General features: G+C 37.8%; 19 protein-coding genes. 7 read left to right on the top strand and 12 right to left on the bottom strand.

Features of this window, described 5'->3' with window-relative positions:
- Positions 1–26: 26 nt before the first annotated feature.
- From OC533_RS08860 to abc-f, 5 genes are all read right to left on the bottom strand, one after another.
- The gene (locus OC533_RS08860) at positions 27–2,180 is read right to left on the bottom strand and encodes a DNA topoisomerase III (RefSeq protein ID WP_194323914.1); all 2,154 of its coding nucleotides are present in this window, start codon (positions 2,178–2,180) and stop codon (positions 27–29) included.
- 22 nt (positions 2,181–2,202) lie between these two features.
- Complete coding sequence (gene recQ / locus OC533_RS08855; protein WP_262265249.1) at positions 2,203–3,975, bottom strand: DNA helicase RecQ; 1,773 nt, start codon at positions 3,973–3,975, stop codon at positions 2,203–2,205.
- A gap of 159 nt (positions 3,976–4,134) precedes the next feature.
- Entirely contained in the window at positions 4,135–5,601 is a 1,467-nt protein-coding gene (gene guaB / locus OC533_RS08850) for an IMP dehydrogenase (protein ID WP_003722118.1), read from the bottom strand.
- 289 nt (positions 5,602–5,890) lie between these two features.
- Entirely contained in the window at positions 5,891–6,421 is a 531-nt protein-coding gene (locus OC533_RS08845) for an ADP-ribose-binding protein (RefSeq protein ID WP_070752237.1), read from the bottom strand.
- 57 nt (positions 6,422–6,478) lie between these two features.
- On the bottom strand, positions 6,479–8,089 hold the full coding sequence (abc-f, locus tag OC533_RS08840) for a ribosomal protection-like ABC-F family protein (RefSeq protein ID WP_194323910.1): 1,611 nt from the start codon (positions 8,087–8,089) through the stop codon (positions 6,479–6,481).
- A gap of 234 nt (positions 8,090–8,323) precedes the next feature.
- Between abc-f and OC533_RS08835 the strand changes: the two genes are divergently transcribed.
- From OC533_RS08835 to OC533_RS08810, 6 genes are read left to right on the top strand one after another with little or no spacing between them, the layout of a single operon-like run.
- Positions 8,324–8,617, top strand: coding sequence for a hypothetical protein (locus OC533_RS08835; RefSeq protein ID WP_262265256.1), 294 nt, complete (start codon positions 8,324–8,326; stop codon positions 8,615–8,617).
- The gene (locus tag OC533_RS08830; RefSeq protein ID WP_003772804.1) at positions 8,607–10,061 is read left to right on the top strand and encodes a glycoside hydrolase family 1 protein; all 1,455 of its coding nucleotides are present in this window, start codon (positions 8,607–8,609) and stop codon (positions 10,059–10,061) included. The genes OC533_RS08835 and OC533_RS08830 overlap by 11 nt, the downstream gene beginning before the upstream one ends.
- 45 nt (positions 10,062–10,106) lie before the next feature.
- Complete coding sequence (locus OC533_RS08825) at positions 10,107–10,409, top strand: PTS sugar transporter subunit IIB (protein WP_003725315.1); 303 nt, start codon at positions 10,107–10,109, stop codon at positions 10,407–10,409.
- Positions 10,410–10,442: 33 nt separating this feature from the next.
- Positions 10,443–11,795, top strand: a complete 1,353-nt coding sequence (locus OC533_RS08820; RefSeq protein ID WP_003725316.1) for a PTS sugar transporter subunit IIC — start codon at positions 10,443–10,445, stop codon at positions 11,793–11,795.
- 11 nt (positions 11,796–11,806) lie between these two features.
- Positions 11,807–12,691 carry a beta-glucoside kinase gene (gene bglK, locus OC533_RS08815; RefSeq protein ID WP_010991440.1) on the top strand — a complete coding sequence of 295 codons (885 nt, stop codon included), beginning with the start codon at positions 11,807–11,809 and terminating at the stop codon, positions 12,689–12,691.
- Entirely contained in the window at positions 12,684–12,992 is a 309-nt protein-coding gene (locus OC533_RS08810) for a PTS lactose/cellobiose transporter subunit IIA (protein ID WP_003725346.1), read from the top strand. The genes bglK and OC533_RS08810 overlap by 8 nt, the downstream gene beginning before the upstream one ends.
- Before the next feature lie 39 nt (positions 12,993–13,031).
- Here OC533_RS08810 and OC533_RS08805 read toward each other — a convergent pair whose 3' ends face one another.
- The 4 genes from OC533_RS08805 to OC533_RS08790 all read right to left on the bottom strand — a co-directional run bounded on the left by OC533_RS08805 (position 13,032) and on the right by OC533_RS08790 (position 16,639).
- Positions 13,032–13,766 (bottom strand): MurR/RpiR family transcriptional regulator, encoded by a 735-nt coding sequence (locus OC533_RS08805; RefSeq protein ID WP_010991441.1) that lies wholly within the window; start codon positions 13,764–13,766, stop codon positions 13,032–13,034.
- Between the two features lie 99 nt (positions 13,767–13,865).
- Positions 13,866–14,510, bottom strand: a complete 645-nt coding sequence (locus OC533_RS08800) for a DUF1129 domain-containing protein (protein ID WP_033533809.1) — start codon at positions 14,508–14,510, stop codon at positions 13,866–13,868.
- An 82-nt stretch (positions 14,511–14,592) separates the two neighbouring features.
- Positions 14,593–15,723, bottom strand: a complete 1,131-nt coding sequence (locus OC533_RS08795) for an ABC transporter permease subunit (RefSeq protein ID WP_185550858.1) — start codon at positions 15,721–15,723, stop codon at positions 14,593–14,595.
- A 28-nt stretch (positions 15,724–15,751) separates the two neighbouring features.
- Entirely contained in the window at positions 15,752–16,639 is an 888-nt protein-coding gene (locus OC533_RS08790) for an ATP-binding cassette domain-containing protein (RefSeq protein WP_194321617.1), read from the bottom strand.
- 163 nt (positions 16,640–16,802) lie between these two features.
- Between OC533_RS08790 and gshAB the strand changes: the two genes are divergently transcribed.
- A complete protein-coding gene (gene gshAB, locus OC533_RS08785; protein ID WP_194323908.1) occupies positions 16,803–19,133 on the top strand; it encodes a bifunctional glutamate--cysteine ligase GshA/glutathione synthetase GshB in 2,331 nt (776 codons plus the stop codon).
- 42 nt (positions 19,134–19,175) lie between these two features.
- Here the strand turns inward: gshAB and OC533_RS08780 are convergent, their stop codons facing one another.
- Genes OC533_RS08780 through OC533_RS08770 form a run of 3 tightly spaced genes read right to left on the bottom strand, consistent with a single transcriptional unit; the run spans position 19,176 to position 22,142 of the window.
- Positions 19,176–19,361, bottom strand: a complete 186-nt coding sequence (locus tag OC533_RS08780) for a bacteriocin-like WGxF protein (RefSeq protein ID WP_045552755.1) — start codon at positions 19,359–19,361, stop codon at positions 19,176–19,178.
- Positions 19,358–19,981 carry an ATP-binding cassette domain-containing protein gene (locus OC533_RS08775; protein WP_194323906.1) on the bottom strand — a complete coding sequence of 208 codons (624 nt, stop codon included), beginning with the start codon at positions 19,979–19,981 and terminating at the stop codon, positions 19,358–19,360. Before OC533_RS08775 ends, OC533_RS08780 begins: the two co-directional genes overlap by 4 nt.
- Entirely contained in the window at positions 19,974–22,142 is a 2,169-nt protein-coding gene (locus OC533_RS08770) for a bacteriocin-associated integral membrane family protein (protein ID WP_262265248.1), read from the bottom strand. The genes OC533_RS08775 and OC533_RS08770 overlap by 8 nt, the downstream gene beginning before the upstream one ends.
- Between the last annotated feature and the right edge of the window lie 450 nt (positions 22,143–22,592).

The raw sequence follows: 22,592 nt of genomic DNA, 5'->3' as shown, positions 1-22,592 counted from the left end.
ATATGAGTGGGTCGCTTTGTTTGTGCTTATTTATCTAGCTTTAATTTTGCTAAAGCTTCGGCCATTGGGTTGTTAAAAGGTTCATCATCTTGCTTGTTTTGTTTTTTCATAAACTTGGCCACATCTGTTTTGGATACATTTTTGTTTTTCTGTTTATTACGGCGCTCTTGGAAGGCAGTTAGCTTTTCACGATGTCCGCAAACACATACAAAAATCTGTTTATCCCCTTCGCCGCGCAATTCCATACGTTTATGGCAGTTTGGACAGCGCGCATTAGTCGTTCTTGAAACTGATTCACGATGACCACATTCACGGTCCTGACAAACGAGCATCGTTCCGCGCTTGCCTTTCACTTTTAGCATAGGCTTACCGCAATCCGGGCATTTTTGTGATGAAATGTTATCATGACGGAATTTTTTATCGTTTTGCTTTATTTCTGTTACTGCTTTTTTAGCATAATCCCGCATTTCCGCAGTAAATTTACGATAATCTAGTTCTCCTTTTGCGATTTTGGATAGCTTTTGCTCCCATCGCGCCGTTAGTTCAGGGGATTTTAAATCTTCTGGAACTAATTCGAGTAATTGCCGTCCTTTAGATGTAATGTGAATTTCCTTGCCTTGTTTTTCTAAGGCAAAACTATTGAAAAGTTTTTCGATGATGTCTGCTCGTGTAGCAACTGTTCCAAGACCACCTGTTTCGCCAAGAGTCTTGGCCAGTGCTTTACTCGTTGTTTCCATATATTTTGACGGATTTTCCATTGCTGACAGTAAAGTTGCTTCATTAAATCTTGCTGGCGGCTTTGTTTTTCCTGTTTCTAAATTTACACGCTTAACAGGAATTTTGTCGCCTTTTTTCATTTTAGTCAGTTGATCGGGTTCACGCGCCTCACCGTATATGCTTTTCCAGCCTAGGGACTTAACAACCTTACCTTTTAAAGTGAAGTCTTCTTGACCGATTTTCGCTTTTACAGAGGTTTCTTCATAAATATATGGGTCCGAAAGTACTGCTAAGAAACGTTTAACTACCAAATCATAAATTTTCCGTTCTTTATCGCTTAAATCTCCGAGTGAAACGGGTTGCTCGGTCGGGATAATGGCATGATGGTCACTTACTTTGCTGTTATCTACAAACGATTTATTTGCTTTAATTGGTTTACCACTGATTTGGCGGGCAGCTTTGGCATTTTCGCCCACACCACAAGCTTCTAAACGCTCTTTTAGAGTAGGGACAATATCAGTTGAAATAAAGCGTGAATCAGTTCGCGGATAAGTTAACACCTTATGCCGTTCGTACAAGGTTTGCATAATATTAAGCGTTTCTTTCGCTGAAAAATCATATCTATTATTGGCATCACGTTGCAATTCGGTTAAATCATATAGCCCGGGTGAAAAAGTTTTCTTTTCTTTCATAGCAACGTCTGTAATTAACGCCGTTTCGCCTTGTAAAGATTTTACTAGTTTTTCAGCTAAATCCTTATCAAAGGTTTGTCCATTGTTCCACGTGAAACTTTCTTGCTCTGTTAACGCGGTAATTCTGTAGTATTCACGCGGTTTAAAGTTTCGTATTTCTTCTTCACGATGCTGAATCATTGCAAGCGTTGGTGTTTGCACGCGACCACAGGATAGTTGTGCATTGTATTTGGTTGTTAACGCGCGTGTAGCATTAATCCCTACTACCCAGTCAGCCTCAGAGCGCGCCACAGCAGAGTGATACAGGTTTTCGTAAGCATTTCCTGGTTTTAAATGTTCAAATCCTTCTCGTATCGCCTTATCTGTTACGGAGGAAATCCATAATCTTTTTAGAGGTTTTTTGATTTTCGCATAATCAATAATCCAGCGAGCTACTAGTTCTCCTTCTCGCCCTGCATCTGTTGCAATAACAATGGTAGTTATATCAGTACGGTTCATCAATTTTTTAACTGTTTCATATTGCTTTCTTGTTTGTTTAATTGGTTCTAGTTTCATTTTTTCTGGAAGCATTGGTAAGTCTTCCATGTTCCAATTCTTGTATTTTGGGTCGTAGCGTTCTGGATCGGCCAGTGTTACTAAGTGTCCTAACGCCCATGTTACTACGTATTTTCCGCCTTCTAAATAGCCATTTTTTCCTTGCTTAGCCCCGAGCACGCGGCCTATATCTTTACCGACAGACGGTTTCTCTGCCAGCACTAGTGTTTTTGTCATCTGTCAAACCCTCTCTTCTATCTTATTTTGCTGCCTCTTGTTGCAATACTGCCAAGAATTCAGCACCATATTTATCACGTTTCATCGCACCAATCCCTTTAACTTCAAGCAGCGCATCTTCCGTTTGTGGCATATACGCACACATTTCACGTAAGGTTTCGTCTGAAAAAATGATATAAGGCGGTACTTTGTGTTTCGCTGCTAGTTCGCGCCGGACCTCTCGTAATTTTTCGAAAAGCTCACTACTTACATCCATTTTAACTTTTTCGGCACGTTTTGCTTGTTTACGCTCTACCTTTAACTCGCCTCGTAGTACAGATATTGCCCTATCAGTAAGTTTAAGCGAAGGAAATTGACTATCTGTAGGCTGTAAATATTTTTCTGCTGTAAGGTAATCGATTAGTTGCAATACATCTTTTTGCGATGCATCTTTCATTAATCCATAGGTGCTAAGTTCTTCAAATCGCCAGTCTTTCACTTTTTGGTCAGCAGAACCTGTTAGAACCTTGGCAATTAATACTTTTCCGAAACGTTCGCCCATTCTTTTTATACATGAAAAAACTTGTTGCGCTAAAATTGTAATGTCTGTTGTCTCTCGCGTATCTAAACAATTGCTACACTTCCCGCAGTTTTCTTCGTCGTCACCAAAATACTGAACGATATACTTCTGCAAACAAATTTCTGTATAACCATAACCCGTCATTTGGCGTAACTTAGCGAATTCATTTTGTTTACGTTCATCATCCATTTCGGATTGCTCAATTAAAAACTGTTGAATACGACTATCTTGCGGAGAAAAGAGCAGAATACAATCGCTTGGAACGCCGTCTCGACCAGCCCTGCCTGCTTCTTGATAATACGCCTCGATATTGCGGGGAATATTATAATGAATGACAAAGCGCACATTGGATTTGTTAATGCCCATTCCAAAAGCATTCGTTGCTACAATTACGCGAATATCATCATATAGAAACTTCTCCTGCCAATCTTTTCGAGCTATATCAGTCATTCCGCCGTGATACATACCAGATTCCACGCCTTTTTTAAGCAAGAAATTGTGTATCCGCTCTACTTCTTTTCGTGTAGACGCATAAATAATACCTGATTCCGTCGAATTTTTCGTTAAATAATCAATTAAATATTTGTCTTTATCTTGACCTTTTACTACTTGAAATGCTAAATTATCTCTGGAAAATCCAGTTTTGATAACAGAATTTGGTTTTATTTTTAAAAGACGGCAAATATCGTCTGAAACAGCTTGAGTTGCTGTAGCAGTAAGCGCGATAACAAGCGGACGCCGAGTCATTTTATCTAAACTATCGCAAAGGCTCAGATAGCTTGGTCTAAAGTCATTACCCCACTGAGAGATACAGTGCGCTTCATCAATTGCAAATAACGCAATAGGCACTTGCTCGATTAATCGCTGAAAACCTGGCGTTTCAATTCGTTCTGGAGCAATATAAAGCATCTTTAGCTCCCCAGAAAACGCAGCATCTAACCGAATATCTATTTCTCTATTAGTAAGTGTACTATTAATAAAAGTAGCTGCAATGCCATCTGAGACTAGCGCATCTACTTGATCCTTCATAAGTGAAATTAGCGGAGAAACGACAATGGTTAAACCGTCAAAAAGAAGTGCTGGTATTTGGTAACAAAGTGACTTCCCGCCGCCAGTTGGCATGATTGCGAGCGTATCTTCACCAGCTGAAAGTTTCGATATAACATCTATCTGTCCATCTCGAAAGTCTTGATAACCAAAATTTTGCTGTAAAATAGCTCTTGCTTGTTCTATCATTATCTTTTTTCACGCCTCCTCTATAGAAACAGTATAGCGGTTTTAAGAACTTAATTGAAGCTTTTTGAGGAAATTCGTTTTTTCTCAGCGTTTTCTTATTTTATAGAAGAAATTAAAAAGCAGAAACCTCTTTTGGAAGAGATTTCTGCTTTTTCGACCTTAAGAAATGCTATAGTTCGGTGCTTCTTTTGTAATTTGAATATCATGTGGGTGACTCTCGCGTAGTCCGGCACCAGTCATACGAACGAACGCCGCCTCTTCACGAAGATGTCTTAAATCAGGTGAGCCAGTGTAGCCCATGCCTGAACGAATACCGCCAACTAATTGGAAGATAATATCTGCCACGGAACCTTTGTAAGGAACACGCCCTTCGATACCTTCAGGAACAAGTTTTTTTGCATCAGCTTGGAAATAACGATCTTTAGAACCGTGCTCCATAGCTGCCAAACTACCCATACCACGATAAGTTTTGAATTGACGACCTTGGAAAATTTCTGTTTCACCAGGACTTTCATCAGTTCCAGCGAGCATACTTCCTAGCATAACTGCATTTCCTCCAGCAGCCAACGCTTTTACGATGTCGCCAGAGTATTTAATACCGCCATCAGCGATAATCGTTTTACCAAATTCGCGTGCAACAGTCGCGCAATCATAAATAGCTGTGATTTGTGGTACCCCAACCCCTGCAACAACACGTGTCGTACAGATCGAACCAGGACCAATACCAACTTTAACAATATCAACGCCAACTTCAAATAGAGCACGTGCTCCTTCAGCTGTTGCAACGTTTCCGGCAACAATTACTACATCTTTAAAAGTTTGACGGATTTCAGATATTTTATTAATAACGCCTGCTGAATGTCCGTGCGCAGTATCAATTACAATCGCATCTACACCAGCTTCGATTAATTTTTCAACACGAACAAAAGTATCATTTGTAATCCCAACAGCAGCTGCTGCAAGGAGTCTACCATGCTTGTCTTTAGCAGAGTTCGGGAATTCAATTACTTTTTCAATATCTTTAATAGTGATGAGACCTTTTAGGATGCCCGCTTCGTCAACAAGTGGTAATTTCTCGATGCGGTGTTTTTGCAAAATCTGCTCAGCTTGTTTTAAAGTAGTGCCAACTGGTGCTGTCACTAGGTTTTCTTTTGTCATAACATCTTTAATGACTGTAGAATAGTCTGAAATAAAACGTAAATCACGGTTAGTTAAAATCCCAACTAGTTTGCGCTCCTTCTCGTTATTGACGATTGGAACACCTGAGATACGATATTTACCCATCAAATGCTCTGCAGCAAAAACTTGGTGATCTGGAGTCAGATAAAATGGATCAATAATAACGCCACTTTCGGAGCGTTTAACTTTCTCGATTTCTTCTGCTTGTTGTTCAATACTCATATTTTTATGAACAACACCGATTCCGCCTTGGCGCGCAATTGCAATCGCCATTTTAGCTTCCGTAATTGTATCCATTCCGGCACTCCAAATTGGTACATTTAATTTGAGTGATGGAGCCATTTCTACACTTAAATCTACATCATTGGGTAATACGTCCGATTTCGCTGGAACGAGTAGAACATCATCAAATGTTAAGCCTTCTTTTGCAAATTTTGTTTCCCACATGGGTCGCAAACACTCCTTTTTTTATTGGTATTAGCTTTTTTTATATAGAAAAAACGCATCATCTTCTCTTTATTTGTATAAAGAAAAAATGGTGGAAAATATCCACATCATGCGACTTGTCTTCTATAATCATGTTGAAATAGCCAATGTATATTTTTAGTTATTGAATATGATGTTACAAGAAGCTAGGGGCTATGTCAAGAAGGTTTTCCGTTGTTGTTTTATTCAGAAAATATAGTAAAAAATGTTTCACGTGAAACATTTTAAAAAGCCGTCTAAGATTGTTATCTTAAACGACTTCACTGTTTATTAATTTGTTGTATAATGTTAGATTTTCTTCATCAAAACAAACAAATCGTACTTCTTTTATACTTGAGTCATACTCTTCTTCCGCCCATTTGCGAACGGTATAAAGCGCGACTTCAGCTGCTAGTTTTTTAGGAAAACCATATACACCGGTAGAAATATTAGGAAAAGCAATCGTAGTTAAGTCTTTTCCGGCCGCTAAATCCAATGCTTTCCAGTAACAAGATGCTAATTTGTTAGCTTCTTGGTGCTCACCGTCTTTCCAAATCGGTCCCACTGCATGAATGATAAAATGCGCTTTTAAATCACCTGCAGAAGTGATTACCGCCTCACCCGCTGGACAAGAACCAATGCGATTAATAACTTCTTGGCATTCTTTTAATAAATCAGGACCAGCTGCTTGATGGATAGCACCATCCACTCCGCCCCCACCTAGGAGTCCTGGATTAGCAGCGTTCACAATGACGTCCACATTTTGTTCTGTAATATCGCCTTTTACAACTGTTATCTCCATACCATCACCTCTTTTCTTCATTCTAATTTATTTGAAGAGTGATTTCCAGCAAGGCGATTATCCTCGTTTACTAATGGCATAGCTGTAGTTACCTTCATACACTGTTAATTGCTTATTTTCGAGCCAAATTACTTTAGAACAGAGCTGATCAATAAAATAACGATCATGTGACACAGTAATAATTGTCCCGGTAAAAGTCCGGATTGCTTCTTCCAACACTTCACGAGATGCAATATCCAAGTGGTTGGTCGGTTCATCAAGAATAAGTGTATTCACAGGCATATTAATAAATTGAGCTAATCTAAGTCGCATCCGCTCGCCGCCGCTAATATTCGCCACTTTTCGGAAAACCATCTCCCCGTAAAACATGAAGCCAGCTAGCATTTGCCTTGCTTCTCCCTCTGTCACTGCAACCTTATCTCGAAATGCTTCAAGTACTGTCATTTCTTCATTCAACTCTTCCATTTGTTGTGACAGCGAGGCGATTTTCACACTTGCTCCGACCTTCACTATTCCGTTATCCGGCTCCACTTTTCCTTCTATTATTTTTAGTAAAGTGGATTTTCCGGCACCATTTTCACCAATAATCGCCACTCGCTCGCCTTGTCTAATTTGTAAAGAAACATCCTGCACAATTTCTTTTTCTCCAAAAGATTTATTTAAATTCTCCATCACAACTACGTCTTGTCCACTTCTGCTAGCTTCGTCAAATTGTAATTGCATTTGTTTTTGTGTTAATACAGGGCGCTTCACTTTTTCCATCCGTTCTAATGCTCGTTCCATATTTTTTGCCCGGCGGAACATGGCGTCGTTCGGCGGATTGGCTTGCATAGCCCACTGGCGCAATCTTTTTATAGCTTGCTGCATTTTTTTAATTTTCTTTTGTTGATCTTTATAGTCTTGGAATTCGCGTAATAGTCGTTCTTCCCGTTCTTTTAAATATCCGGAAAAATTCGTATGATAAACGATTAACTCGCGGTTCTCGAGCTCTACCATTTTCTGAACTACTTCATCTAAAAAGTAGCGATCATGGGAAACTACCAACACAGTTCCAGCATAATGTTGTAAATATGTCGTCAACCACTCTACTGCCATTAAATCCAAATGGTTTGTTGGCTCATCCAAAAGTAACAAGTCCGTTTTCTGCAATAATAAATGGGCTAATGCTGCTTTTGTTTTCTCACCGCCACTTAAATCGCCCCATTTTTGAGGCAGTAATGCTCCAATACCAAGTCCATTGACCACTTTGCTCAAGTTAGCATCCATTTCATATCCACCAAGCTCACCAAACAAAGCCATTTTATCTCCGTAGCGGTTCATTAATTTTTCGCTTGAATTTGTTGCCATTTCTTCTTCTAATGCTCGTAATTCTTTTTCCAAATCCTCTAACTCGCCAAAACTAGTTCGTAAATATTGTTCTACTATTATATTAGGATCCACCGTGGATAATTGCTCTAACAGCCCAATTTTCGCACCCTTTTTGCTGGTTACAATCCCGCTATCAACGCCCTCAGTTCCTTTTAAAATCTTCAAAATAGTACTTTTCCCTTCGCCATTACGACCAATTAAACCGACACGCTCGCCTTCCTCTAATTGAAGAGATACTTTCTCTAAAATAATATCTCCGGTAAAACTTTTAACTACATCATTCATTGCTACTATTGTCATTTTATCCTCCATTTATCCAAGGAAGCATGGCAAAATGTTTCACGTGAAACATTTTTTTAGACAACAAAAAAGCGTCAGACAAGCGCCCGACGCCAATTATAAGTATAATACTAATTTAGCACTATACAAACCGATTGCGTGACTCCATGCTTCTCTCATTTTTTCTAGTTATACAGTTTTTTTGGCAGACTTCACCAATGTAACTGCAATACCGGAAAAAATTGCACGGACAATATACAAAAATTTAGCTATACTAGTTCGCGCATTCAAAAGAAACATGTCATCTCACCTCTTTTCATTAATACATATAGAATAAGGGATGCTGCCTCAAATGTCAATTGTTCTCCCAATCACATGCACGAAACACAGCGTTTCAACTCAGAAACTTATACCATTGATATGAAACACGAACCCAAAGCATCAAAATCTATTTACCAATTAGTCGAAACCGTTTACATTAATAAGGCAAGCAAAACAAAAAACAGACTAATCGCACATAATTTTTGGAGGTGCCATAATGGAACATAATAAGTTGAAACCTTTCCCAAAAGATTTTCTATGGGGATCAGCTTCTGCAGCGTACCAAGTAGAAGGTGCCTGGGATGAAGATGGCAAAGGACCATCTGTATGGGATGAATTTGTTCGTATTCCTGGAACAACATTCAAAGAAACAAACGGAGACGTAGCGGTGGATAATTATCATCGTTATAAAGAAGATGTCGCGCTAATGGCTGAACAGGGCCTAAAAGCATATCGTTTCTCTGTCGCATGGAGTCGCGTTATCCCGCATGGTAACGGGGAAGTTAATGAAGCTGGACTAAAATTCTATGATAATTTGATTGATGAACTTCTTTCTTATGGAATTGAGCCAGTCGTTACACTTTACCACTGGGATATTCCGCAAGGGCTGCAAGACGAATATGGTGGATGGGAGTCGCGCCAAGTTATTGAAGATTTCACTAACTACTCCGCCCTTCTATTCGAACGCTTTAACGGCCGAGTTAAATACTGGGTAACACTTAATGAACAAAACGTATTTATCTCACACGGTTATAAATTAGCGTATCACCCACCTGGTGTTTCTGACGACAAGCGTATGTTTGCGGCAAATCACAATGCGAACTTGGCGAATGCTTCTGCAATTGCTAAATTCCGCGAGTTAGGTATTTCTGGAAAAATTGGACCAAGTTTTGCTTACGGACCAAGTTATTCTATTGATGCCAACCCCGCGAACGTGTTAGCTTCTGAAAACTCCGAAGAATTCAATGCCCATTTCTGGATGGATGTTTACACATGGGGTGAATATCCTACCGCTACTTGGAACTGGCTGGAAGAGCACGGTCTTGCACCGGAAATCTTACCAGGCGATACCGAACTTCTGAAAAAAGGGAAACCTGATTTCATGGGAGTTAACTATTACCGCTCAATGACTCATGCATTTAATGGGAAAGACGGCGTTGGTTCTGGGAAAATGAATACAACTGGCGAAAAAGGCACTTCCGAGGAAACTGGTGTACCGGGGTTATACAAAAACACCAATAATCCATACTTAGAAAAAACGAATTGGGACTGGGACATTGATCCAACTGGCTTGCGCATTGGCTTACGTAGAATTACTAACCGCTATAAATTACCAATCATGATTACAGAAAATGGTCTTGGTGAGTATGATAGCTTGACGGAAGACCACAAAATCCATGATGAGTACCGGATTGAATACATTCGCGCCCATGCTCTAGCAATCCAAGAAGCAATCACTGACGGTGTAGAAATGCTAGGTTACTGCACTTGGAGCTTCACAGATTTACTAAGCTGGCTAAACGGCTACCAAAAACGTTACGGTTTCGTATATGTTGACCGCGACGAAAACGATGAAAAAGAATTGAAACGCTATAAAAAAGACAGTTTTTACTGGTATAAAAAGACAATCGAAGCAAACGGAGCTAATTTAGTAGAAGAACAGGGCAAATAAGCCTTGTTCTCTCTCTGCTTCAACCATTTTGGGAGGGAAATTTTAATGAAAAAAATATTACTTGTATGTGCGGCCGGAATGTCGACAAGTTTGCTCGTAACTAAAATGAAAGCGCACGCAACCTCTATTGGGGAAGAAATTGAAATTGAAGCATTGCCAGTATCAGAAGCTAGCAGCGTGGTAGATAAAATGGATATTGTTATGCTTGGACCTCAAGTCCGTTACCAAAAACCGCAAGTAGACGAACTCGTACAGGGACGTATTCCGGTTATTGTAATTGATATGAAAGATTATGGTATGTTAAATGGGAAAGCCGTTCTTGAAAAAGCTTTCGCGGAGATTGGGTAAGGAATTTTCATTTAAAAATAGGGAGGTTTTAAAATGAGTATAATGTCAAAATTCGAACACGGCATGGAACGTGTTTTAGTACCAGTAGCGAATAAATTGAACTCACAACGCCATATTGCAGCAATTCGTGATGCATTTATTTTAGTTTTCCCATTAATTATGGCCGGTTCAATTATCACTTTGATTAACTTCGCAGTGTTATCACCAGATGGCTTTATTGCAAAAATTTTATTCCTAGGGAAAATCTTCCCTAATTTAGCCGATGCACAGGCTGTATTTTCGCCGGTAATGCAAGGTTCTACCAATATTATGGCGATTCTGATTGTATTCTTAGTCGCACGGAATCTCGCCATCTTCTTTAAACAGGATGATTTGCTCTGTGGGCTTACCTCGATAGGTGCATTCTTTATCGTCTATACGCCTTATACAGTTGTTGATAACGCATCTTACATGACAATCAAATTCTTAGGTGCACAAGGGCTTTTCGTTGCTATTATCGTAGCGATTATTACTGGGGAAGTATTTAGTCGTCTAGCTAGATCCCCTCGTTTAATGATTAAAATGCCTGACCAAGTACCACCAGCAGTTGCTCGTTCTTTTAAAGTATTAATTCCAGTTATTATCATCACGATTCTTTTCTCTGTAATTAACTACTTAATCACATTAATCGCTCCTGAAGGTTTAAATGACCTTGTTTACACAGTTATTCAAGCGCCACTTAAAGACATGGGAACTAACGTATTCTCTGTAATTATCATTGGACTTGTTTCTAACTTACTTTGGGTTCTTGGTATTCACGGACCTAACACAGTTGCGGCTATTCGTGACACCATCTTCACTGAACCAAACTTAGATAACTTATCTTACGTAGCACAACACGGCTCTGCTTGGGGCGCACCTTACCCTGCAACATGGGCTGGTTTAAATGACGGATTTGCAAACTATGGTGGATCTGGTATGACTCTAGGTTTACTGATTGCTATCTTTATTGCTTCTCGTCGTGCAGACTACCGCGATATTGCAAAACTTTCTCTTGCACCAGGGATTTTCAACATCAACGAACCTGTAATTTTCGGTTTACCAATCGTATTAAACCCAATTATGGTTATTCCTTTCATCATTACACCAGCAATCAATACATTAATTGGTTACTTCTTTATCTCAACAAAACTTATTCCACCTGTCGCCTATCAAGTGCCTTGGACAACTCCAGGACCACTGATTCCATTCCTTGGTACAGGAGGAAACTGGCTCGCGCTTCTGGTCGGCTTACTCTGTCTAGCCGTCGCAACAGTCATTTATCTACCATTCGTACTTGTATCTAACAAAATTGCCGCGAGTGATGCTGCAATGGATAAAAATGCAACAGCCTCAACGGAACAATAGGATGTGACAAAATGAAAATTGCAGCATTTGATATTGGTGGAACGGCCCTTAAAATGGGGGTCGTTTTGCCGCATGGTGAAATTATATTAACAAAATCAGCCGAAATAATCGCTAGTGATGGTGACCAGATTTTAGCAGAAATGAAGCTGTTTCTTGCTGAAAATACGGACGTGACAGGGATTGCCGTTAGCGCACCCGGCTACGTCAACCCAAAAACCGGACTCATCACAATGGGCGGCGCTATCCGCAGATTTGATAACTTTAATTTGAAAGAATGGCTCGAAGCGGAAACCGGTCTTCCTGTTGCCATCGAAAATGACGCCAACTGCGCCCTACTTGCTGAAAAATGGCTTGGAAAAGGACAAGATTTGGATGATTTTCTTTGTTTAACTATCGGAACTGGGATTGGTGGCGGCATTTTTTCTAATGGCGCATTAGTTCGTGGTGGTCGTTTCCGGGCTGGTGAATTTGGTTATATGTTTAGTGAACGCCCAGGTGCTTTTCGTCCTGGAAAATATACATTAAATGAAACTACTACTATGCTCGTTCTTCGCAGACAATATGCCCAGCTAACCGGACGACCGTTGAAAGAAATTACTGGAGAAGAGATTTTTGCAAATTATGATGCGCATGATCCTATCTCAGAACGACTTATTAATGAGTTTTATACCGGAATTTGTACGGGACTTTATAATTTAATTTACCTGTTCGATCCAACGCATATCTTTATTGGTGGCGGAATTACAAGTCGCCCTACTTTTATCACGGAGCTAAAGCATCATATGGCGAGCTTTGGGCTTCGTGACACGATTATCGAAACAGCAACCCATAAAAACCAAGCTGGCCTACTCGGCGCAGTGTATCACTTTTTACAGGAGGAAAATAGACATGAATGAAATGGAAACAGTAATTTTTGGCATGATTAGTCAAGTTGGTTCTGCGAGAAGCAGTTACTTAGAAGGGCTTCGTGCAGCTCGTGAAGGCAATTTCGAGGAAGCGGAAGCAAAACTACAAGAAGGCAGCGAAACTCTTGCAAACGGTCACCACGAGCATCATAAGCTAATCCAAAAAGAAGCTTCCGGTGAAAAAGTGGAAATTCAGTTATTGCTAATTCATGCAGAAGACTTACTCATCACAACAGAAACATTAAGAGAAGTTGTCACTGAGTTTGTTCACGTATACAAGAAAATAAGCTAATAAAAAAGCGTGTAGACGACAAAATCTACACGCTTTTTATTATTCTAGCTGTTCTTGATTATAATTTTTCTTCGCCATCGCTTCTAGTAAAAACAACACCGGAATTTGCGTCGTAATATTCGTCTTATCAACCATTTCTTGCGTGACATAATACGGAATATTGACATCAGATAGCTCGGCAAGCGTATTATGGCTCGTATTGGTGATACTAATAATCCGACTGCCATATTGCTGCATATTTTGCGCCTGTTCAAGAACCTGGTCCGTCTCACCAGACACAGATAATATAATCATCACTGCTTTATTTTTAAATTGCTCTCCCGGGTTAGGATAAAATGGATCTTTAATATAAAAAGTTCGCTTCTTCATATTGGAGAAAAAACGACTGCCATATTCTGCTAAAATTCCTGAGGTTCCGATTCCGAAAAAAACGACTAAATCGGCTTCATTAATAATTTCCGCCGCCGCGTCTAGTACATGATCGTAATCTCGATTCATTGTCCGTTCAAAGAATTCCTCTAAAACTTCCACTGTATCTGCTGTTTTTTTCTTTACCTCGCGTGTCGCTTCTTGTTTTAGCTTCACTTTAAATTCCGAGAAGCCCTCACAGCCCAATTTTCTAGTAAAACGAACGATGGAAGCTGGCGAAACATGCGTTACTTCCGAAAGTTCGCGCACTCTCATAAACATAACTTTGTCCCGATTGTCCATTATGTAACGGTATAAATGGTGTTCTGTCTCTGTAAATTGCCTAATCACTTCATACGAAAACATAAATTTATTCACCTCATCTGTATCAGTATTTCCCGGGAAATAAAAACAGGTGACCACCTCGCAATATGCAATTTAGGTCACCTGTCCGTGTCCATCTTCTTATAAGGATGGAATATTTTTCTTTTTCTTCACATAGAAACGTAGGGCAATAATAATTGCACCACCAACTGTGTTAACAATCGGACTTAACGCTACATTGATATTTGGAGGAATTGTCACTTGAACAATTGTCATTACAAACATCCATACCGCAATGACTCCAACTGCTACTAGTAAGTATTTTATCGTTCCACCTTTTTGGCCTGCACGCATATTAGATGCGTATTTACGTAAGATAAGCATTGCAAAACCACCGACAACAGCAGTGATTACTAAGACAATAATTCCTAAAGTTTGTGCATTTTTTTGGAAATAAGCACTAATTCCAGAAATCAGCATCATCGCTCCAAGTACAAGGAGTCCGCCGTCAAGTACAAGCCACCATTTGTCTGTATTTTGCTCAACTGGTGCAGCTTTTACATCTAAAGAAACAACATATTCTGTTGGTGTTAAATTAAATAATTTTCGCGCTGTTATACCTTTTTTCTGTTCGGCTAAAATCTTTTCACACATTTCGTAAATAATGATTTCTTGTTGCTCTTCATCGTAATGAGTTCCTCGCAAATGCTTTTCAACTTCCATTACGTATTGCAAATTCCGCTTTGTTAAACTAGCCTTTAAATCAGCTACTGGCGGTTTATTCATTTCTGTGGTCAATGCTAAATCCTCCCTCACTTATTCTACCCTCTATTATACCGGACTTACCTACTATAAAAAAGCTATTTTTTTAATTCGTTTTAGACATTTGGAAAAGTCCGCGCATTTTGTTTAAAATGTAAAGTGCTAAAGCAAAACTAGCAATCGTCGCCCCGATTCCCCACGAAAGATAACCAATAAAACTTAATTCTGTATCAGCCACCGCTAGATTAGCTGTTGCCATACCAATAAACAGTGAGAACAAGATAAGAAACGGCCATTTCACCCAAGAAAAAGCAAATAAATAACCATTACGCTCGATATGTTGTTTTTTGTATAGAACTAAAATAGCAAGGACCATACAAACGCTTAACACCCCGCTAAAAATAACCGCTCCGAGCGAGGCCGATTCAAAAGAAAATGGAGAAAAGACGTTCACATAGTCCTCAAATCTAAGGAGATTAGTCATACCAGCTTCTCCTCCGTGTGGCCAAATATATTTATATAGATTATCCAAAGTTGGATTCAACACATTTGGTAGTAACATTACACCAAACGCCACCACAGCAGCTGCAATAGGCGATCCAATTAGTAGTCCAATTAAAATAGCGACTAAAAAGATAAGAATATAAGTAAATAAACCACCCACAATATCTGTCCAAAATTTCGCCATTTCTAACTGTATATACTCTGTTGGTATATGCCTGAAAAAGTAAGTTAAACCAATTCCAATAGACACAAGATAACTAAGCGTAATCGTAGCTATCCCCATAATCATTTTAACGCCAATAATATGCGTCCGCTTATATGGCAAAGATGCCGTAAATCGATTTGCCCGAGTATATCGCTCAAAGATAACCGCTAACACCCCAAGAATAAACACACTTGCTTTAATTAAAGTAAAAAACATCTCTAATTGAAAATAAAACATAAAAGGCATGTACTCAACATATTCTTCTTGCACAAAATTTGTATACATCGGAATAGCTAAATAAGCTACAGTCAAACTCGTTTTCATTTCTTCATCAGAAGTTTTAAATTCCGGGTTTTCTTTTTGTTGTTTTATAAAGTCACTAGATTCGTAAAAATCCTTTTGACTTTGCCACCGTTCTGCATCTGAAACGAGCCCTAAAGCAATCCCCAGAAAAAACAATATCGCTACGCCTAGAAGCATCCATCTCATATTACGCCACTCTCGATACCATAACCCTCGATTAAACATTATTCGCTTCATCCTCATTTATATGTCTTTAAATCTCGTAATAATCAATCTTGTCATTCGCTAAATGCACCGTAAAAATATCCTCTATAGAAATAGCCATTTCTTCAAATAAAACTGGTTCCTCTAATCGCAATTTCCGAACAAATTCACTGGCATTTTTTGTAACTAAAAGCGTGTAAATTCTCCCATTTCGATATAATAATTGCGCATTGTTTTTTACGAAATCAGGTATTTTCTTTGTTTTAAAAGCTACTTGGATTTTCACTGCATCATTTCGCATGTCATCTAAATAATAATCAAGCTCCAAATGAGCCCCTTTTAAAACAATGACCCGATTCGCAATAGCTTCTAGTTCATCCAAACGGTGAGAAGCAATTACCACGCTCATTTCGCGCTTTTTCACCGTGTCTTTTATAATCGCTAAAATTTGCTTTTTAATAATAACATCTAGCCCATCCATAGGTTCATCTAGTAATAAATAACGAACATCTAAAGAAAAAGCTAAAATAATGAAAAATAAAGCTTTTCGCCCTTTCGAAAAAGACATTAATTTCGCCTTCATTGGTAATTCGAATTGTCGCATTAAATCATTGAAAAAAGTTTCATCAAAAGTCGGATAAATTTTCCGATAAATCTTGACGACGGTTTGTACACTATATGTATTAAAGTGATTCATATTGTCTTCCAAGAAAAACAACTGCTGCTTGACTTCAGGATGTTCAAAAATACTTTTCCCGTCTAAAAAAACATCTCCCTCATCAGGCAAATAAATTCCCGTCATTGTGGAAAAAAGCGTCGTTTTCCCAACACCATTTCTTCCTATAAGTGCTGTTATCTCTCCTGCTTTCAAACCAAATGAAATATCCTTCAAAACCAAGTTGTCTTCCATCTTTTTAGTTAAGTTCCGAATCTCCATTTTTTCACCTCTTGCACTCATTATATAAGTTCAGTAGTATTTTTTCTACATTTTTTAAAATTTTCTGCACTATTGTAAATCACAAATCAATTATTATACTAATTTCACATATTGCGGTAAAATATCTCTATATGAACTTATTTAAAACCCCTGAGGTGAAAACATGATAAAACTTGATATGACGATGCTCGATTCTTTTAAAGAAAACGAAGCTCTCCGGAAATACTTATTTTCTGGTCATTTTGGTTTGGAAAAAGAGAATATACGCGTAACTTCTGATGGAAACTTGGCTCTTACGCCTCATCCAGCAATTTTTGGCCCAAAAGAAGATAACCCCTATATTAAAACCGATTTTTCGGAAAGCCAAATTGAAATGATTACGCCAGTGACCGACTCGATTGACGCTGTATATGAATGGCTTGAAAATCTTCATAATATCGTTTCACTACGCGCAGAAAACGAACTGCTTTGGCCTTCTAGCAATCCGCCAATTTTACCAGCAGAAGAAGATATTCCCATCGCAGAATACAAAACGCCTGACAGCCCTGATAGAAAATATCGCGAGCACTTGGCTAAAGGCTACGGTAAGAAAATCCAATTATTATCCGGAATTCACTATAATTTCTCTTTTCCTGAAGCGCTAATTGACGGGCTTTATGCCGAAATCAGCCATCCTAACGAATCTAAACGCGACTTTAAAAATCGCTTATATTTAAAAGTAGCTAAATATTTCATGAAAAATCGTTGGTTGCTTATTTATTTAACTGGCGCGAGTCCAGTTTATCTCGCTGATTTTACAAAAACAAAAAGCGAAGAAGTACTAAACGATGGTAGCAAAGCTCTTCAGCGCGGGATTTCCCTTCGCAATAGTAATGCCGGCTATAAAAACAAAGAATCACTTTTCGTCGATTACAATTCATTTGACGCTTATATTTCGAGTATTTCCAACTACATTGAAGCTGGTAAAATCGAAAGTATGCGCGAATTTTATAACCCAATCCGTTTAAAAAATGCCCATACTGATCAAACTGTTGAAAGTTTAGCTAAGCATGGCGTAGAATATTTAGAAATTCGCTCGATTGACTTAAATCCACTTGAACCAAACGGAATTTCCAAAGATGAACTTATTTTTATCCACCTATTTTTAATCAAAGGTTTGCTTTCGGAAGATCGTGAGCTATGCGCGAACAACCAACAACTAGCCGACGAAAACGAAAATAATATCGCGTTAAACGGCCTTGCACAGCCCGCAATTAAAAACTGTGATAACGAGGAAATGTCCCTTGCTGATGCAGGACTTTTAGAATTAGACAAAATGAGCGACTTCATCCAAAGTCTAATTCCTAACGACAACCATTTCCAAGCAATCATCGAAAAACAAAAAGAACGCCTGCTACACCCTGAAAAAACGATTGCTGCACAAGTACAAGCACAATCAGCTAAAGAAGGTTACGTCGAATTCCATTTAAACCAAGCAAAAATTTATATGGAAGAAACAGAGGCGCTAGCTTATAAACTCGTTGGCGCAGAAGACATGGAACTTTCCACACAAATCATTTGGAAAGACGCCATCGCACGCGGCATCAAAGTTGACGTATTAGACCGGGCAGAAAACTTCCTTCGCTTCCAAAAAGGCGACCATGTGGAGTATGTGAAACAAGCCAGCAAAACTTCTAAAGACAACTATGTATCTGTGTTAATGATGGAAAATAAAGTTGTCACCAAGCTTGTACTAGCAGAGCACGGCATTCGCGTACCATTTGGCGATAGTTTTAGCGTTCAAGCGCTTGCACTTGAAGCTTTCTCTTTATTTAAAGATAAGCAAATCGTCGTTAAACCAAAATCCACCAACTATGGTTGGGGTATCAGCATTTTCAAAAACAAATTTACGCTAGAAGATTACCAAGAAGCTTTAAATATCGCATTCAGTTACGATAGCTCCGTCATTATCGAGGAGTTCATTCCTGGCGACGAGTTCCGTTTCTTAGTCATTAACGACAAAGTTGAGGCTGTTTTAAAACGCGTACCAGCTAACGTAACTGGCGACGGAATCCATACAGTGCGCCAACTGGTTGAAGAAAAAAACACCGATCCATTGCGCGGAACGGACCATTTAAAACCACTTGAAAAAATCCGTACTGGCCCTGAAGAAACTTTAATGCTATCCATGCAAAATCTTTCTTGGGATAGTATTCCTAAAGCAGAAGAAATCATCTACCTTCGCGAAAATTCCAACGTCAGCACAGGCGGCGACAGCATTGACTATACCGAAGAAATGGACGATTACTTCAAAGAAATAGCTATTCGCGCCACCCAAGTCCTTGACGCCAAAATTTGCGGCGTAGACATAATTGTTCCACGTGAAACAATTGACCGCGATAAGCACGCTATCATCGAGCTAAACTTCAACCCAGCAATGCACATGCACTGCTTCCCTTATCAAGGGGAGAAGAAAAAAATTGGTGATAAGATTTTAGATTTCTTGTTTGAATAAAAAAATCCCAGCTACGAGACTCGTAGCTGGGATTTTTGTTATTTAAGCCCTAGATAACAGCAGCCTATTCGTAATTAAATTCAAAATAAAATAAATTAATACAAAGGAGCCCCAATAGATAAACAAGTTTTCATATCCAAGCAATAAAACTCTAAAGAAAACTTTATGAATAAGTACCACTAAGAGTATTAAAAGGCTATTTACTAAAGAAATACCGATAATTTTCATCTTATTTCTCCCTTCTCAATATAAATGACCCGATCTGCTTTTCCGGATATTTCCGGGTCATGCGTGACACAAACGATAGTCTTACCTTGCTTTTTCAAGGCTAGAAATAATTCAATAATTTTTTGTTTGTTTTTATCATCTAAATTGCCAGTTGGTTCGTCCGCAAGTAAAAGTTGAAATGGTTTGAGTAAAATGCGCACAATAGCAATCCGTTGTTTTTCTCCACCACTTAATTGGTATACTTTTTTTGCTAAATAGCTCTCATCCATTCCTACTTCTTCCAAATGCTCTATCATCAGCTTGCGATTTTCCCCACCTGAAATGGATAAGTTTTCAAACACTGTTTCATTTTCCATCAATAGATAATTTTGGAATATAAAACCTAACACCTCTTTTTTTAGAGTCATAACTTCTTTTTTCGTCTGATATTCCATCTCGTTAATAATAACTTGCCCACTATCTTTTGAATCTAGGTGTCCGATAACATTTAGCAGCGTTGTCTTCCCACTACCACTCTCGCCGAGGACTGCAATAAATTCACCAGCTCCAATAGAAAGAGAGACTTTTTCCAAAATCAATTTATCTTGTATCTTTTTACTAACATTAACTAACTCAATCATATTTTTCACCTTTTAGTATGGCTTTAAAATCTTTATTAATTACTTTTTCCTTTAAGAAGTAAATAACACATAGCTCTATGAGGAGAATAACTACACTAAAATATAAAGCAATTGGTTCTTTAGTAATAATGAAAGTAACGACTTCCGAAAAAGCACACACGGCCAAATTACTTATAATAAACCATTTACTACTTTTCCAAAACGAATATCCAAATACATGGTAAATAAGTTGTTTATATAAGTTCTCCCGGTAATATGATAATACAAGCAATATCATAAAAGAATAGGAGCTTATCGCTAAAATAATCGTACCTATCGATTGCTGATATATTTGCCATTTTAAAGCAGTTAATTCGCTTGATACTTCTTGATAAACACTCGTTACATTGGTAATTTCTCTTGCATTTGAATTATTAATAAGCGGCAAAATAGCATTAAACGCATCACCCTTCGTTTTATCAACAAAATATACAGAAGAAGTTACAAGAGCGCCAATACTAGATGAATCAATGTTCCCTGTATAGATAATCGCTATTGGATCTGTGATGTTCCCCGTTCGTAAATCCCCCGCACTACTATCATAGGAAAAATAGTCTTGGTTATTTTGAGCATAAATAATATTGATACTTAAGTCGTCCTTACCTAGCTCTAAAACAGGACGATTCAAGGCCTCATTGTACATATTAGCTAGCTCTACCTTTTGAAAATAGAAGTGATCAAGATAAGCTTTTTTTATGTCTTTCTCGAATTCCTTTTTGCTTATAGGAACTATAATATTCAAAACTTTATCATTGATTATTGCTTCATTTTCCACGTTCTGTCCTTGTACACTTTTAATCGGGTTTAATTTTAAGTAATTAAAATCAATCTCTACGCTGTTCCCTTCAGGCGAATTTATTTCAGAGTCCTTATTCAAATAGGTTTCATAAAAAAAAACATCATTTTCAACCCGCGTAAAATTATTCGAATACATTAAAAACATCTCTTTTTTAGCTGTTCCTTCTTTATAAAAAGCATTTAACTTATCGTTTAATTTTCTATCAGCTTTTAAATCGTCTTCAATATTCTCGGGTAAAACTCCTACATTTACTTTAAAAATGTTCTTTGCATCATTCCACACGTCCATATTAGCTAGTCTTGTATTTAACATCTGCAGCGATTGATAGGAAGCTATAATCGTACCAATAAATACACAAAGCAGAGCAAATTTAATAACTAAATTGATAGCCAAATGTTGTTTAGCCGACTGCATATGTTGGTCAGACTTTGGTTGATCGATTTTCTGTATTCTAAGTAATCCAAAGAAATACGTCGGAAACAGAATAAAAATCAACAAAAATACATTAAACAAAAGCAACTTCCATACTATTTCTACTGAGTATGCGGATAGCCCTCTTACTAAAACTATGCCAACAAAAACCACCAAAATCACTAACTCACTAAACAATGTAAATTTAATAGTTTTATTGAACAAAGACTTTAATGTAACTAACTTAGAATTCCCCCATATACGATTAACAAATAACCGCTGTTTGGAGTATCTTAAATAGTAATATGTAAAAATAAATAAAATGACAAAACATAAAATCAAAGTCATAAGTAACGGGATATTAATATATTTCCACCAGCTCACGTCAACACTTTTCGTAGTTATTTCCCCGTACTGCTCAAATTCCTTTAAAAAAGCCTGATAAGTATCCTGGTTATCTAAGCCACTTACATAAAAAGTATCACTTAGACCCACATTTTTAATTTGTCCAAAGTCATAAACCTTTAAAGACCAATACTTAGAAGGATGATAAATCACACCCGATTGTTTTTCATCGCCACTTTCCCGATTCGCCAAAAAACGGTTTTTATCGGGATAATCTCCTTTTTTAAGCTTTATATTTGGCGAATACTGGGAATTAGAGGCATAAATATTCAAATCACGTTCATCTAAAAATGTATACTGCGCTATGTTAATATTTTTAGCTTTTGAAAATTGCTTTATAGAATTATTAATTTCTAAAACCTGAAAGTCATCTTTATATTTAAACTGCACTTCTGTCTGGTCTTTAAAAAGAAAATCACGCGACAAGGTATTAGTAATAAAATTTAAAAACATTACATTACCAATGACAAGTGTTACTAAAATAATAGTGGAAAGAAACTTTTTCATCACATCATCCTTATCTTAATTCTATTCTTTTAATGTATCATGAATGGACAATGTATAACCAAAATGGTAATGAAATGCCTTATTCTCATCATTAATAGCTTAAATCAAAACAATTTATTATTATTCCTGCTCAAATTGTGTAAAAAGCAGCAGAAATTTAATAGATTTTCTTTGAATTAGCTCATTATTCATTTTTCTAATCATCGCAAAACCAATTAGTCACAAAAATTTCGATTTACGCGCATTTTCATAAGTATTTAATTTAAATTTTTAACATAAATACTCAAATTTCGGTAATTTTTATGTATAATTATCCAAACTATCAACCACCCCTTTATCTTTCCGCCCATATATACTACAATAAACTTTAACGAAAAAACGGAACCATCTCCGTTTAAAATAGAAAGGGGTGACTGCATGCTTTTTTATGAGCGAATAAAAATCATGGTC

This window comes from Listeria sp. Marseille-Q6474 (assembly GCF_946902005.1).
Taxonomy (GTDB): Bacteria; Bacillota; Bacilli; order Lactobacillales; family Listeriaceae; genus Listeria; species Listeria innocua.
This window is presented reverse-complemented; position numbering and strand designations above follow the sequence as displayed.

Coding starts and splice junctions, on each gene's coding strand:
- OC533_RS08860 (WP_194323914.1), bottom strand. CDS start 2,180: ATGACAAAAACACTAGTGCTGGCAGAGAAACCGTCTGTCGGTAAAGAT.
- recQ (WP_262265249.1), bottom strand. CDS start 3,975: ATGATAGAACAAGCAAGAGCTATTTTACAGCAAAATTTTGGTTATCAA.
- guaB (WP_003722118.1), bottom strand. CDS start 5,601: ATGTGGGAAACAAAATTTGCAAAAGAAGGCTTAACATTTGATGATGTT.
- OC533_RS08845 (WP_070752237.1), bottom strand. CDS start 6,421: ATGGAGATAACAGTTGTAAAAGGCGATATTACAGAACAAAATGTGGAC.
- abc-f (WP_194323910.1), bottom strand. CDS start 8,089: ATGACAATAGTAGCAATGAATGATGTAGTTAAAAGTTTTACCGGAGAT.
- OC533_RS08830 (WP_003772804.1), top strand. CDS start 8,607: ATGGAACATAATAAGTTGAAACCTTTCCCAAAAGATTTTCTATGGGGA.
- OC533_RS08825 (WP_003725315.1), top strand. CDS start 10,107: ATGAAAAAAATATTACTTGTATGTGCGGCCGGAATGTCGACAAGTTTG.
- OC533_RS08820 (WP_003725316.1), top strand. CDS start 10,443: ATGAGTATAATGTCAAAATTCGAACACGGCATGGAACGTGTTTTAGTA.
- bglK (WP_010991440.1), top strand. CDS start 11,807: ATGAAAATTGCAGCATTTGATATTGGTGGAACGGCCCTTAAAATGGGG.
- OC533_RS08810 (WP_003725346.1), top strand. CDS start 12,684: ATGAATGAAATGGAAACAGTAATTTTTGGCATGATTAGTCAAGTTGGT.
- OC533_RS08805 (WP_010991441.1), bottom strand. CDS start 13,766: ATGTTTTCGTATGAAGTGATTAGGCAATTTACAGAGACAGAACACCAT.
- OC533_RS08800 (WP_033533809.1), bottom strand. CDS start 14,510: ATGAATAAACCGCCAGTAGCTGATTTAAAGGCTAGTTTAACAAAGCGG.
- OC533_RS08795 (WP_185550858.1), bottom strand. CDS start 15,723: ATGTTTAATCGAGGGTTATGGTATCGAGAGTGGCGTAATATGAGATGG.
- OC533_RS08790 (WP_194321617.1), bottom strand. CDS start 16,639: ATGGAGATTCGGAACTTAACTAAAAAGATGGAAGACAACTTGGTTTTG.
- gshAB (WP_194323908.1), top strand. CDS start 16,803: ATGATAAAACTTGATATGACGATGCTCGATTCTTTTAAAGAAAACGAA.
- OC533_RS08780 (WP_045552755.1), bottom strand. CDS start 19,361: ATGAAAATTATCGGTATTTCTTTAGTAAATAGCCTTTTAATACTCTTA.
- OC533_RS08775 (WP_194323906.1), bottom strand. CDS start 19,981: ATGATTGAGTTAGTTAATGTTAGTAAAAAGATACAAGATAAATTGATT.
- OC533_RS08770 (WP_262265248.1), bottom strand. CDS start 22,142: ATGAAAAAGTTTCTTTCCACTATTATTTTAGTAACACTTGTCATTGGT.